Origin of the sequence: Acidovorax sp. 69, from assembly GCF_002797445.1 — a bacterium.
Classification (GTDB): domain Bacteria; phylum Pseudomonadota; class Gammaproteobacteria; order Burkholderiales; family Burkholderiaceae_C; genus Acidovorax.
Window position 1 is genome coordinate 1 of record NZ_PGEP01000001.1, and the last position, 12712, is coordinate 12712.

Annotated in this window: 12 protein-coding genes; 8 read left to right on the plus strand and 4 right to left on the minus strand. The window is 65.5% G+C overall.

Annotated features, from left to right (window positions below; all coding sequences use genetic code 11):
- The 3 genes from CLU85_RS00005 to ubiM form a co-directional block, all read left to right on the plus strand.
- The coding region (locus CLU85_RS00005; RefSeq protein WP_198509118.1) for a BCCT family transporter at positions 1-388 on the plus strand (388 nt) is incomplete at its 5' end.
- 207 nt (positions 389-595) lie between these two features.
- The gene (locus CLU85_RS00010) at positions 596-1027 is read left to right on the plus strand and encodes a hypothetical protein (RefSeq protein WP_100408493.1); all 432 of its coding nucleotides are present in this window, start codon (positions 596-598) and stop codon (positions 1025-1027) included.
- A gap of 169 nt (positions 1028-1196) precedes the next feature.
- Positions 1197-2507, plus strand: a complete 1311-nt coding sequence (gene ubiM / locus CLU85_RS00015) for a 5-demethoxyubiquinol-8 5-hydroxylase UbiM (protein WP_100408494.1) — start codon at positions 1197-1199, stop codon at positions 2505-2507.
- Positions 2508-2870: 363 nt separating this feature from the next.
- On the opposite strand, the gene CLU85_RS00020 is transcribed toward ubiM, so the two are convergent.
- Together CLU85_RS00020 and CLU85_RS00025 are read right to left on the minus strand one after the other, a co-directional pair.
- Positions 2871-3785, minus strand: a complete 915-nt coding sequence (locus CLU85_RS00020) for a class I SAM-dependent methyltransferase (RefSeq protein ID WP_100408495.1) — start codon at positions 3783-3785, stop codon at positions 2871-2873.
- Between the two features lie 353 nt (positions 3786-4138).
- Complete coding sequence (locus CLU85_RS00025; protein ID WP_100408496.1) at positions 4139-4891, minus strand: zf-TFIIB domain-containing protein; 753 nt, start codon at positions 4889-4891, stop codon at positions 4139-4141.
- Positions 4892-5030: 139 nt separating this feature from the next.
- On the opposite strand from CLU85_RS00025, the gene CLU85_RS00030 reads away from it, so the two are divergent.
- The 3 genes from CLU85_RS00030 to CLU85_RS00040 all read left to right on the plus strand — a co-directional run bounded on the left by CLU85_RS00030 (position 5031) and on the right by CLU85_RS00040 (position 9364).
- Complete coding sequence (locus tag CLU85_RS00030; protein WP_100408497.1) at positions 5031-6317, plus strand: solute carrier family 23 protein; 1287 nt, start codon at positions 5031-5033, stop codon at positions 6315-6317.
- A 152-nt stretch (positions 6318-6469) separates the two neighbouring features.
- Entirely contained in the window at positions 6470-7990 is a 1521-nt protein-coding gene (locus CLU85_RS00035) for an acetyl-CoA hydrolase/transferase family protein (RefSeq protein WP_100408498.1), read from the plus strand.
- 222 nt (positions 7991-8212) lie between these two features.
- Positions 8213-9364, plus strand: a complete 1152-nt coding sequence (locus tag CLU85_RS00040) for an ABC transporter substrate-binding protein (RefSeq protein ID WP_100408499.1) — start codon at positions 8213-8215, stop codon at positions 9362-9364.
- A 72-nt stretch (positions 9365-9436) separates the two neighbouring features.
- Here CLU85_RS00040 and CLU85_RS00045 read toward each other — a convergent pair whose 3' ends face one another.
- Positions 9437-10591 (minus strand): ABC transporter substrate-binding protein, encoded by a 1155-nt coding sequence (locus CLU85_RS00045; RefSeq protein ID WP_100408500.1) that lies wholly within the window; start codon positions 10589-10591, stop codon positions 9437-9439.
- A gap of 168 nt (positions 10592-10759) precedes the next feature.
- Here CLU85_RS00045 and CLU85_RS00050 point away from each other — a divergent pair, with 168 nt between their 5' ends.
- The gene (locus tag CLU85_RS00050; protein WP_100408501.1) at positions 10760-11182 is read left to right on the plus strand and encodes a hotdog fold thioesterase; all 423 of its coding nucleotides are present in this window, start codon (positions 10760-10762) and stop codon (positions 11180-11182) included.
- Between the two features lie 177 nt (positions 11183-11359).
- Here the strand turns inward: CLU85_RS00050 and CLU85_RS00055 are convergent, their stop codons facing one another.
- Positions 11360-11929 carry a cob(I)yrinic acid a,c-diamide adenosyltransferase gene (locus tag CLU85_RS00055; RefSeq protein WP_100412281.1) on the minus strand — a complete coding sequence of 190 codons (570 nt, stop codon included), beginning with the start codon at positions 11927-11929 and terminating at the stop codon, positions 11360-11362.
- 291 nt (positions 11930-12220) lie between these two features.
- Between CLU85_RS00055 and CLU85_RS00060 the strand changes: the two genes are divergently transcribed.
- On the plus strand, positions 12221-12583 hold the full coding sequence (locus CLU85_RS00060; protein ID WP_100412282.1) for an EF-hand domain-containing protein: 363 nt from the start codon (positions 12221-12223) through the stop codon (positions 12581-12583).
- Positions 12584-12712: the final 129 nt, after the last annotated feature.

Here is a 12712-nt window from a genome sequence, read left to right on the forward strand (position 1 = left end):
GGGCGCGGTGATGTCGTTCGTGGCCACCTTGCTGGTGCTGGTGTTCTTTGTCACCTCGGGCGACTCGGCCACGTTGGTGCTGGGGATGATGAGCACGGGCGGGCAAGAGAACCCGTCTGCGCGCGTCAAGATCATCTGGGGCGTGCTGGTCTCGGGCATCGCCATCAGCCTGCTGCTGGCCGGCGGCGTGAAGGCGGTGCAGACCGCCACCATCGTGTTCGCCTTGCCGTTCACCCTGGTCATCTTGCTGATGGCATGGGCGCTGTGGCGCGGCGTGAAGGCCGACTGGGAGGCCGACGACCGCCGCGACCGCGCACTGCGCCGCCGCATGCGCGAGATGGTGGAGCCACCGGCTGCCACCAAGGCCCCGCCACCGGCCTCACCGTAACGTTTTGCGCCTTTGATGCTGCCAGCGCCCGTCTGTTATGAGCTGGCAGCTATGAAAAACAGAGTGACACAAAAGACGCTGCCGGGGCGCGTGAGGGTGCGTCTATCATCCGCACCCACACCTGTGGTGCGGCGGCTGTCCGGGCATGTTCGGCACCGCTCCCCCTGACGCAGCCGACCGGCACCCGACACACGATCTCCTCCTCCCATGCAAATGCTCCTGTCCGCCTGGCCTGCCATGGTCCTGCTGTTGCCCGTGCTGTGGCTGGTGTCGGCCGTCGTGTTTCTGGCCAAGGGCAACCGGCGGGCGTTTGCGCAGCTGATGGCCCTGCTGGCCTGCTTTCTGATCGGCGCGCTGCTGATGGAGTTCTTCACCTTCATGGGGGCCCTCATGGCCCGCTCGGGCAGCCCGCAAGCCACCCCTGCGTTGGGCACCGGCACGCGCCAGTTGCTGGAGACCATCGCCAACCCGCGCTCCATCACCGCGCCGCCGCTGTCGCTGGCGGCGTTTGCGGCGTACAGCATTCCGGCAGGCTATCTGTGGCTGCTGGTCGCCTGGGTGCTGCACCTGCGGGGCAAGAAGTCGGGCCCCGCCAAGAAGAAGTCCACCAAAACCCCGCGCAAGGCGGCCAAGGACTGAAATTTGGGTATTTCTACCTTCTAGCGCTTGATGAATAAGCGCCTGCAGCTATTAATTAGGTAGCAGCGTCACGCCATGGCTTGACGCAAGGCAAAGCCCGCCCAGGCCCGCCCACCCACAATGGCGCGTGGCCTCCCCGCACCGGGGCAGGCGCTTTTTTTTTCACGCCATGACCACCCACCACAGCGACGTGCTCATCGTCGGCGCAGGCCCGGCGGGCCTGTCGCTGGCCATCTCCCTGGCACAGGCCGGGTTCACCGCCACCGTGGTGGAGCAGCAGAGCGACCGCGCGCTGGCCGCACCGGCGCCCGACGGCCGCGAGATCGCCCTCACCCACCCCAGCCGCGACACCTTGCAACGCCTGAGCTCCTGGGCCCTGCTGGCCGACCATGAGGTGGGCACCATCCGCGAAGCCCAGGTGCATGACGGCCCGCTGGGCCACCACGGCGCGCTGCAACTGAACACCCAGGGGCGCCCCGCAGGCGCCGCGCCCGGCGCGCTGGGCTTCATCGTGCCCAACCATGCGCTGCGCCGCACCGCCTATGCCGTGGCGGTGCGCACGCCGGGTGTACAGCTGATCACCAGCGCCCAGGTCACGCGCGTGGCCACGCTGGCCAGCCATGCAGAACTGGACCATGTCCCCGCCAGCCCTGCAGGCGCGCACTCTGCGGTGGGCGCTCCGCCCCATCGCCTGACAGCCCCGCTGCTGGTGGCGGCCGACAGCCGCTTCTCGGCCACGCGCCGCCAGTTGGGCATGGGCGCGCAGATGACCGATTTTGGCCGCACCGTCATCGTCTGCCGCATGCGCCACGCCCTGCCGCACGGCGGCGTGGCGCACGAGTGTTTTGGCTACGAGCGCACGCTGGCCGTGCTGCCCCTGCCCGACGACCCGCAGTATGGGTTCCCCCTGTGCTCGGTCGTGGTCACGGCAGGAGCGGCCGACGCCGCCGCGCTGATGGCACAGAGCCCGGACGCATTCGCCGCCCAGGTGCAGGCCCAGTTCAACGACCAACTGGGGGCCATGGTGCTGGTGGGCGATCGCCACGCCTACCCGCTGGTGGCCGTGTATGCGCAGCGTTTTGCAGCCCACCGCTGCGCGCTGCTGGGCGACGCCGCCGTGGGCATGCACCCCGTCACGGCCCATGGCTACAACCTGGGCCTGGCCGGGGTGGAGAGGCTGACCGCCGCACTGGTCAGCGCGCGCCAGCGGGGGCAGGACACGGGCAGCGCCGACGCACTCGCACCCTATGCCCAGGGCCACCACCGCCACGCCTGGCCCATTTACCAGGGCACCAACGCCATCGTGCGGCTGTACACCGACGCACGCCCCGTGCCACGCCTGCTGCGGCAACTGGTGCTGCAGGGCGCCCGGCACCTGCCTCCGCTGCAGGCGGCCATCGTGGGGCAGCTCACGGGCCAGGCGCCCCGGTGGATGCGGGTGCTGTCGCCCAGACAGGCGACAGCGCTGCACAAGACCTAGGGATCCTGTGCACGAATCAAGTGGTCAGGGTGCGCTGCGGATCGGGACGGGCTGCAAGGCGCAGAACGCAAAACGCAAAACGTAGCAATAGCGGTAGCCATTGCGAGTATTTGCAACACGGCAGACCGCCCGGGGCCGCAGATGCACACGGCACGCTGATTCGTGCAGAGGGTCCCTGGCCATTGCGGCTCAGGCGGGTCTGTCTCTTCCTCCATCGGGTCGGCATCATTGGACGTCCACACCGGTTCGGGCTGAACCTGTCGAAGCCTCGCGCGGGGCTCACACAGGCGCAGCGTGAACGGCTTCAGGTGCCTTGACGCCGACTCAGCAGCCATTGCAGCGGCAGCATCAGCTCACGGTGCATCAGTCTTTCACCGCCAAAGTGGCCACCCCATACACCGGCGCCCCCAGCCAGGGCCGCCACAGCGCATCCAGCGTGATGCCCGCCCAGCCATAGCCTTCCGCCGCACTCTGTTCGCGCAGCAGCCGCAGGCGCGGGTGCGCAGTGGTCAGCTCCACCATGCGGCCCACGCCCCAGCAAAACTCCGCCCCCGTAGGCCCCACGCTGGGGTGCCGGGCAGCATGGCCCACGGCCTGGCGCGTCAGCACATCCAGCACGATGCGCGAACCCGGCGGTGCGCACTGCGCAAACTCGGCCAACACGGCATGCACCTGTGTGGGCTGCAGGTACATCAACACGCCTTCACACACCAGCAAGACCGGCTGCGCGCTGCTGCGCGAAGGCAACCCCAGCCGTTTCCACCAGCCCGGCTGCGCGAGGTCTACCTCAGCATGGCGCGCACGTGGCGCACGCGGGGGCAGCAACGGCTGGCGCAACGCCATCACCTCGGGCAAGTCGGCATCCAGCCACTGGTTGGCCCCCGTGTCCAGCCACTGAAAATGGTGGGTCAGCCCACACCCCAGGTTGACGCCCAGGGCCTGCGGGTGCTCGGCAAAAAAGGCCCGCCCTGCGTCCTTGATGGCCCGGGTGCGCCACAGCACACTGAGCACCGTGGGCAGGTCATCCAGGGTTGCCGTGACGTCGGCGCCCAGCTGGGCCAGCAACGCCTTTGCCACCCCATCGTGGCAATCGAGCCAGGGAAAGTAGCGCCCGCCATGGGCACGCGCCGCCAAGGGAATCAACAAGGTGCTGGGCACGGGCTGCAGTTGAGCGCGCTCCAGCAGGCAGGCCTGACGATCGGGTGCAAGGTCATGGCAGGGTGCGGCGGTGGGGGTGTCGGTGGATCGAACACGGCGTCGGCTTCGGGGCTGCTGCACGGGGCTCTCCTCCTGTGGCGGAGTGCGCCACGGTTGTGTGGGGTGCGGGAGGCCCACGGCACAGGCCTGCGGCGTTCATTGTGAACGGGATATGCAGAAGATGAAGGACTTATTGCGCAGCCATGTCCCGGGTCTCTGCAGGCTCGTCGTCACACTCCTTTGCTTTCCGGGATGGCACAGCGCCATGGCCACATCTCTGCATGGGCGCGCCTATCAGCCAGGGCGTTATCACCACACGGGCCTCACACACATCCCAGCACTCACGGGACCTGCGGTCTATCCACTCAGCAAAGCGCACGGAGCTCCTGAGTCACGGGGCTTGGAACACACCATCACAGAGCCACAAACTCCCGCTAGTCTTTCACCAACGCCCACACCAGCGCCACCCCCGCCGCCAGCAAATCCCCCGTGAAGGAGCTGTCATCCGCATCGCTGGTGCCGGTGAATGCCCGCTTCTGACGTGCGCGCTCAGCCTGAGTGCGGTCGCGCTCCAGGGCCACCAGTGCGTCGCCGATGTCCACCGGTGATGCAGGCGCTGCCGCCAGGGCCTTGGCGCGTGCACCGGCCTGGGCGTAGCCTTCCATGGCACGCACCACGGCCTCGGGGTCGATGAGGGAGAACGCCGCACGGCAGTGGGGGCAGGCGTGGTCCTTGCGGATGTCCACCGGGGCGCCGCAGCTGGTGCAATAGATAGCCCCGACGCGCTTGGCCAGGTTGTCGATCTCAGGGCGCGTCATGTGGCGCACGAAACCCTTTTCGATCATGAACGATGAGAAGGTGCTGAAGCGGCCATGCTGGCGCGTGCAGCGGTAGATCATGTAGCGGCCGCTGCGGACCACATCGAAGCCCTTCTCCAGCGGGCGCACACAACGCGGGCATGCCATGCCGTCAGAAAGCGGCTGGTGCTGGTCCACACGGTGCTCATGCAGCAGGCGGAACAGCTCGACCACCGAGGTGGGTGTGAGCTTGAGGTTTTCGTGTTTGTCAAACCACAGGCCCTGGCAGGCAAAGCAGATGTCCAGCTCCAGTGTGTCACCCAGGTTGCTGGCAAATCGGTGTTGCTGCATGGGCTGGCGGCAGGAAGGACAGGACGGCAGGGGTGACATGGCGGCTCTACGGTGCAGTGCGAAACACGGGGTGGACCAAATCCTAACCCTTCGCGGGGCCACTGCCGACCCACCGGTTGGCTGCAGCGCACGCATTCAGCGACTAGCATCCACGCCTCTACAACAAGGAACCGACAACATGGGATTCATGAACTGGCGCGTGAAAAGCGCTGAGGTGTTGCAACAAGGCGGTGTCATTGCCCCCGACGAGCGGCTGCCCTGGCCGCAGACTGCGGTGATGGGCGTGCAGCATGTGATTGCGATGTTTGGCGCCACGGTGCTGGCGCCCATCCTGATGGGCTTTGACCCGAACGTCGCGATCTTGATGAGCGGCCTTGGCACGCTGATCTTCTTTCTCATCACGGGCGGCAAGGTGCCCAGCTACCTGGGTTCGAGCTTCGCTTTCATCGGCGTGGTGATTGCGGCCACGGGCTATGCGGGCCAGGGGCCCAACGCCAACATGGCCGTGGCACTGGGCGGCATCATCGCGTGTGGCCTGCTGTACACGCTGATCGGCGTGCTGGTGCAGGCCGTGGGCACGGGCTGGATCGAGCGCTTCATGCCGCCCGTGGTCACGGGCTCGGTGGTGGCGGTGATCGGCCTGAACCTGGCGGGCATCCCCATCAAGAACATGGCGGCCAGCAACTTTGACAGCTGGATGCAGGTGGTGACCTTTGTGAGCGTGGGCCTGGTGGCCGTGCTCACGCGCGGCATGGTGCAGCGTCTGCTGATATTGGTGGGGCTGATCGTGGCGAGCATCATCTACGCGGTGCTGACCAATGGCCTGGGCCTGGGCAAACCGATGGACCTGTCCGCGCTGGCCCATGCGGCCTGGTTTGGGCTGCCCAATTTTGCGGCCCCGGTGTTCGATGGCAACGCCATGCTGCTGATTGCGCCGGTGGCCATCATCCTGGTGGCCGAGAACCTGGGCCACGTGAAGGCCGTGACAGCCATGACCGGCCAGAACCTGGACCGCTACATGGGCCGCGCCTTTATCGGCGACGGCATTGCCACCATGGTCAGCGGCAGCGCGGGCGGCACGGGCGTGACCACCTATGCCGAGAACATTGGCGTGATGGCGGCCACCAAGATCTATTCCACCGCCGTGTTTTTGCTGGCGGGTGTGTTTGCGCTGGTGTTGGGTTTCTCCCCCAAGTTCGGCGCGCTCATCCAGACCATTCCGCTGCCGGTGATGGGCGGCGTCTCCATCGTAGTGTTCGGCCTGATCGCGGTGGCGGGCGCCAAGATCTGGGTGGACAACAAGGTGGATTTCTCGCAGAACAAGAACCTCATCGTGGCGGCCATCACGCTGATCCTGGGCACGGGCGACTTCACGCTCAAGTTCGGCCAGTTTGCGCTGGGCGGTATCGGGACGGCCACGTTCGGGGCAATCCTGCTGTACGCGCTGCTGCAGCGCAAAGGATGAGACCATTGCTCCGCAAAAAGGGGGGGATGTTCTTGTAAGGGTTAACCCTTGTTCTGTAAGGAACGCTTGCTAACATCTTTGGCTTTGCCTGGGGTCGCCCTTCTTTTCCCTGCGGGGCAGGCGGCCCAACTCTCTTGAGCGGAGCTTTTCACATGTCACTGGCCCACCGGGTGCTCTACCCCGATTTTCTCTCCCGCACCATGTCCGCCGACGAGGCCGCCGCCTTGATCCCGGCGGGCGCCCATGTGGGCATGAGCGGCTTTACCGGCGCCGGCTACCCCAAGGCAGTTCCCGGTGCACTGGCAAGGCGCATCCAGAGCCTCAACGCACAGGGCAAGGGCTTTCGGATTGGCTTGTGGACGGGAGCCTCCACCGCGCCGGAACTCGACGGTGCCCTGGCGCAGGTGGACGGCATCGAGATGCGCCTTCCCTACCAGTCCGACCCCACGGTGCGCCGTCAGATCAACGCCGGGCAAATGCAGTATGTGGACATCCACCTGTCACACGTGGCGCAGTTCGTGTGGTTCGGTTTTCTGGGCAAGCTCGATGTGGCGGTGGTCGAGGTGGCGGGCGTGCTGCCCGATGGCCGGCTGATCCCGTCGTCTTCGGTGGGCAACAACAAAACCTGGCTGGACCAGGCCGACAAGATCATCCTGGAAGTGAATGCCTGGCACAACCCGGCCCTGGAGGGCATGCATGATATTTACTATGGCACCGATGTGCCGCCGCACCGCAAGCCCATCCCGATGACGCGGCCCGATGAGCGCATTGGCGAGCCTTATCTGCGCTGCGACCCGTCCAAAGTGATTGCGGTCGTGATGACCGACCAGCCCGACCGCAACAGCGTGTATGCAGCGCCGGACGACACTTCCAACCGCATCGCGGGCCACATCATTGATTTCTTGCAGCACGAGGTGAAAAAAGGCCGCCTGCCCCAAGACCTGTTGCCGCTGCAATCGGGTGTGGGCAACATCGCCAACGCGGTGCTGGCGGGGCTAAACAACGGCCCGTTCGAGAACCTCACGGCCTACACCGAGGTGCTGCAGGACGGCATGCTGGACATGCTGCGCTCGGGCAAGCTGGCGAGCGCTTCGGCCACGGCGCTGTCGCTGAGCCCTGCGGCCATGCAGGACTTCAACGACCGCATCGACTACTACAAGCAGCGCATCGTGCTGCGCCCGCAGGAGATCAGCAACCACCCCGAGCTGATCCGCCGCATGGGGCTGATCGCCATGAACGGCATGATCGAGGCCGACATCTACGGCAACGTCAACAGCACGCACATCATGGGCTCGGCCATCATGAACGGCATCGGTGGCTCGGGCGACTTTGCGCGCAATGCGTACCTGTCGATCTTCATGACGCCCTCGCTGGCCAAGAACGGCAGCATCTCGTGCATCGTGCCCATGGCGTCGCATGTGGACCACACCGAGCACGATGTGCAGATCCTCGTCACCGAACAGGGCCTGGCCGACCTGCGTGGCCACTCGCCCACGCAGCGCGCCGAGATCATCATCGACCGCTGTGCCCACCCGGACTTCCGCCCGGCATTGCATGACTACGTAGCGCGCGCGAAACGCAGCGCCGTGGGCCAGCACACCCCGCACCTGCTGGGCGAGGCGCTGTCGTGGCACCAGCGGTATGTGGAGACAGGGTCCATGAGGAAGGGCTGAAGCCCCCTGTGGCTCTGCGTGCACGTTCCCGGAGGGGGCAACACCGCCAGTGGCGCGGAAAGCCTCTCACCATGAGGGAGGCAGTCAACATAGGCGACAGGCATTTGTCACACACACTCGGTAAAATAAGGGTTATCCCTAGGTCTATCGACCTGCTCTTATTCACCTCCACCAGCCCCCACCCGGGGCTGGTGGCTTTTTGTCTGCGAGTTTTTCTTCACCATGCAACGCCGTCAGTTCACCCAATCCATCGTGGCCGCCAGTGCGGGCCTGCTCCTTTCTGACCTGTCCCGCGCCGTGGGCGTGCAAGACCCCATGGACGCCAAGAGCGTGACCATTGGCTGCTCGCTCGGCACCAGTGGTGCGCTGGCCAGCCTGGGCAAAGAACTCAAGCAGGGCCTGGACGCCGGTTTTGCACAGGCCAATGCGCGCGGCATCCACGGCCGCGAGATCAAGCTGCTGGCCATGGACGACGGCTACGACGCCGCGCGCTCTGAAGACAACGTGCGCAAGCTCATTGCCGATGCCAACGTGGTGTCGCTGATCTCGTGCATGGGCACGGCCAACAACCAGCGCATCCTGCCGCTGGTGGACGAAGCCCAGATCCCCTACGTGGCCCCCCAAAGCGGCGCCACGTCGCTGCGCAAGGCCGAGTACCGATCGGTGTTCCACGTGCGTGCCAGCTACACCGACGAAGCCCAGCGCCTGGCCCAAAAACTGGTCTCGATGGGCATCACCGACCTGGCCATCGTGTACCAGGACACGGCGTTTGGCCGTGAGTTTCTGGCCGATGTGAACAAGGCGATGGCTGCGGCCAAACAGCCGGCGCCCAAGGCTTTCAAGCTCGATGCGCAAGGTGCGCAGGTGGCCGACGTGGTGGGCAAGGCCGTGGCCGCCAAGCCCACCGCCGTGCTGCTGGGCACAGCGGGTGACATCACCGCCACGCTGGTCAATGAGTTCAAGAAAGTCTCGCCCAGCACCCCGCTGGCGGCCACCAGCGTGGCACTCTCGGGCGACAACCTGCGCCAACTGGGTGGCAAGGCATCGGGCATTGCGCTGTCGATGGTGTTGCCCGACGCGGGCCGCACCAGCGTGGCCGTAGTGCGCGATTACCAAAAAGCCATGCGGGCGCTCGGTTTCCAGGAATTCTCGGCCCGCAGCTTTGAAGGCTATGTGAACGCCCGTGTGCTCGCAGAAGGCCTGGAGCGCGCGGGCCGCGACCTGAGCCGTGCCAAGCTGCGCACGGCATTGGCCGGTATTCGCAGCAACGACCTGGGTGGCCTGTCGATCGACTACGCAGGCGGCGCGCCGTACGTGGGGTCGCGCTTCCTGGACCTGGGCGTGATGGGGGCCAACGGCCGGTTCGTGGGCTGAGCGTTATCTGAGAACGTCGTCACGTTCTCATCGGGATGCCCGGCAGCGGCAACGCGCCGGACACCCCCCCGATCACCCCAGAAAACGGCCCGCGCCATTGAGCACACCGAGGTCAATGAAGCGCGAGCCCACATAGGGCGACTGGCCGCTGTAATCGACCACAAAACCACCCATGTCCCAGTTGCGGATGCCGGCCAATGCCGTGCGCAGCTTGGCGCGGCTGGGGTCTGACCCAGCACGCTCCAGGCCCTCGGCCAACACGCGCATGTTGACGTAGGCCTCCAGGCTCCCCAGCGTGAAATCCGGCTGTCCCTTGGCGCGCATGGCGGCCTGGTAATCGCGCACCAATTGGGTCTTGGCGCGGTTGGGGTCGGGCATGACCATGGTCACGGCAATGCCGCTGCCTGCGTCGCCCAGTTGCTTGAGGCCATCGCTGGTCAGCGTCACGCTCACGCCGGCCATGAGCACACCCGGCACCGTCTTTTTGATGCCACGCACCAGCTCGATGGATGCCGAACCTGCCGTGGCCAGCAACACCGCAGCGGGTCGGGCCTCGGCCACCTTGGCCAACACGTCTGCGAGGTTCTTGCCATCGGTGGCCAGAGCGGCCTGGACAGAAGGCTTGATGTTTTGCTCGGCCAACGAGCGGGTGGCGTCTTCCAGCATCTCGCGACCATAGCCGTTGTCGAGGTACACCACACCGATGCCCTTGAGCCCCATGCCCGCCAGGCGCTGCACCAGGCGGCGCACCTCGTCGGTGTAGCTGGCGCGCACATGGAACACGTTGCGCCCGCCCTTGCGCAGCGACGAAGCGCCGGTGAGCGGAGCCACATAAGGGATGCCTGCCTCTTCGATCAACGGCAGGATGGCCGTGTTGTTGGGTGTGCCCACACAAGACAGCAGGGCAAAGGCGCTGCCCTGCCCGATGATCTGCTTGATGTTGTCGGTGGTGCGCTGGGGCACGTAGCCGTCGTCCACCATGTTGAACTGCAGTGTGCGGCCGTGTACGCCACCCCGGCCGTTGATGTGTGCCAGAGCCGCCTCGGCGCCCTGCTTGATATCCTGCCCAAAGCCCGCCAAGGGGCCGCTGAGAGCGGCCGAGCAGCCGATGGTGAGCGTCTTGCCCGTGATACCCCCCTCTTGCGCCCATGCGTTGCGCATGAACACGGGGGCAGCCAGAACGGCGGTGGTGTGGGAGGCAAGGGTGACAAACTGGCGACGCTGCATGAGAAACCGACTCCGGGAAAAACGCACAATGCACAACCCGGACATGCAGGGAGAACCTGCATGCTGACCCGGCAAGCCGCCGACCCCCGGGGGAACCCAGCATTCTATGGAGACCGCTCGCTACGCGGTAGTGTGCTGCCTCTATCCCCGCCCCATTTTGAGACCGCCATGCCCATCTGGAAAAAACCCGCCAACCTCGCTGAATTCAACGCCGCCAACCACAACACCGCCGCCCAGCACCTGGGCATCGAAATCACCGAGCTGGGTGATGACTTCGTGCGCGGCCGGGTGCCGGTGGACCATCGCACCAAACAACCGTTTGGCCTGCTGCACGGCGGGGTGAGCGTGGTGCTGGCAGAGTCACTGGGATCGATTGGCGCCTATTACGCCAGCCCTGTGGGCCACAACGCGGTGGGCCTGGACATCAACGCCAACCACCTGCGCTCAGCCACCAGCGGCTGGGTCACAGGCACGGCGCGACCGGTGCACCTGGGGCGCACCACCCATGTGTGGCAGATCGAGATGGTGAACGAGGACGGCGAGCTGACCTGTGTGTCGCGGCTGACGATGGCGATCCTGGCACCGCGATAAGGTACGTGCCCCTGAGCGGCTTCCCCCCTTCCCTCTTCTCTCGGCGCACTGCGCACTCCAGGAACGGGAGCACCGCCAGTGCGGCGGACCTGGCCTGGACCGCGCCAGTTTGGGATGCCAGTGGGAGTTTAAGAAGAATTGGGCACTAACGCATGCCCATCAAGCGCTAACAGCTATCTATTCAGTAGCATTCTGCTGCGCCAGACGCTCGCTTTTCCAGTACACATCGTCGCCTCCGTCCATGCGGTTGAGCACACGGGCGAGCACAAACATCAGGTCGGAAAGGCGGTTGAGGTATTGGCGTGGGGCGTCGTTGATGGGTTCTGCGCTGCCCAATGCCACCACCACTCTTTCTGCCCTGCGCGCCACCGTGCGGCACACATGGGCCTGCGCGGCAGCGCGGGTGCCTGCGGGCAGGATGAATTCCTGCAGGCGGGGCAGCGCCGCATTGTGGTGGGCCAGGGCCTCATCGAGTTCCAGGACGGCGGCGGGCTTGAGCAGCTCAAACCCCGGGATCGACAACTCGCCCCCCAGGTTGAACAGCTGGTGCTGCACCTCCACCAGCAGCGTGCGCACCGCTTCGGGCAGTGGTTCGCACAACAGCAGACCGATATGGGAATTGAGTTCGTCCACATCACCCAGCGCATGGATGCGCAGGCTGTCCTTGGAAACACGTTCGTTGTTGCCCAGGCCGGTGGTGCCGGCGTCGCCGGTGCGCGTGGCGATTTGTGTGAGTCGGTTGCCCATGGCGGTGCCTTGGTAAAAAAGTGAGGGCGCGGGCAGCAGGGATACCACCCACGGGGAGAAATGGAAATGCGTGATTTTCCGCCAGTACGGCAGGCCGGTCCGCACGGCTGGGCGCCTTGGACGACGTACGTCTTGGAACATCACCGCCACACAGCGACACAAACGGGGCCCTCACGGTTACATCACGCAGGCAAATGTTGGTCAGGGCAACAGTCGGCAAGAATGCTGGCGCACAAGGGCCTGCTGCGGTGGAATGAATCCCTGTTCAACTTCGAAGGAGCTTCGCTTCCCATGAAAGCACTGCAACGACGCACTTATTCGTTCGACACCCGCAGCGTGATGCTTTTCGCGGCCCTCTCACTGGGCGGCGTGGGTGCATTGCAAGCACAGACCACTTCGTCTTCCACAGCCCCTTTGTTCGGCCCGCAAGGCAAGGGCGCAGCCCAGGCGGGATCCGGCTTCTCCGTGGGCCCCGGCAATGTGTCCACCGCTGCGACCGCAGCCTTTGACCGCGCGGACGCCAACAAGGACGGCCAGCTGAGCGCGCAGGAAGCCATCGCCCTGCCAGCCATCAGCCAGCGCTTCAAGGAGTTGGACACCGACAAGGATGGCTCACTGTCACGTGCCGAATTCGACAAGGGGGTTCAGTCCTGACACCGCACGGAGCGTAACCGCGCGGCGTCCACCACGCCTGGGATCAAAGAAGGAAGAAAGAATAAAAGGGCCTGCCCGCGCTGGAACTCCAGGGCGTGGGCAGGCCCTTTTGCGTGCTTAGTCGCTCCG

Bases quoted from the DNA above. Each gene is read 5' to 3' on its own strand.
- CLU85_RS00010 (WP_100408493.1), top strand. From the start codon at position 596: ATGCAAATGCTCCTGTCCGCCTGGCCTGCCATGGTCCTGCTGTTGCCC.
- CLU85_RS00060 (WP_100412282.1), top strand. From the start codon at position 12,221: ATGAAAGCACTGCAACGACGCACTTATTCGTTCGACACCCGCAGCGTG.
- CLU85_RS00035 (WP_100408498.1), top strand. From the start codon at position 6,470: ATGTCACTGGCCCACCGGGTGCTCTACCCCGATTTTCTCTCCCGCACC.
- CLU85_RS00055 (WP_100412281.1), bottom strand. From the start codon at position 11,929: ATGGGCAACCGACTCACACAAATCGCCACGCGCACCGGCGACGCCGGC.
- CLU85_RS00040 (WP_100408499.1), top strand. From the start codon at position 8,213: ATGCAACGCCGTCAGTTCACCCAATCCATCGTGGCCGCCAGTGCGGGC.
- ubiM (WP_100408494.1), top strand. From the start codon at position 1,197: ATGACCACCCACCACAGCGACGTGCTCATCGTCGGCGCAGGCCCGGCG.
- CLU85_RS00025 (WP_100408496.1), bottom strand. From the start codon at position 4,891: ATGTCACCCCTGCCGTCCTGTCCTTCCTGCCGCCAGCCCATGCAGCAA.
- CLU85_RS00045 (WP_100408500.1), bottom strand. From the start codon at position 10,591: ATGCAGCGTCGCCAGTTTGTCACCCTTGCCTCCCACACCACCGCCGTT.
- CLU85_RS00030 (WP_100408497.1), top strand. From the start codon at position 5,031: ATGGGATTCATGAACTGGCGCGTGAAAAGCGCTGAGGTGTTGCAACAA.
- CLU85_RS00050 (WP_100408501.1), top strand. From the start codon at position 10,760: ATGCCCATCTGGAAAAAACCCGCCAACCTCGCTGAATTCAACGCCGCC.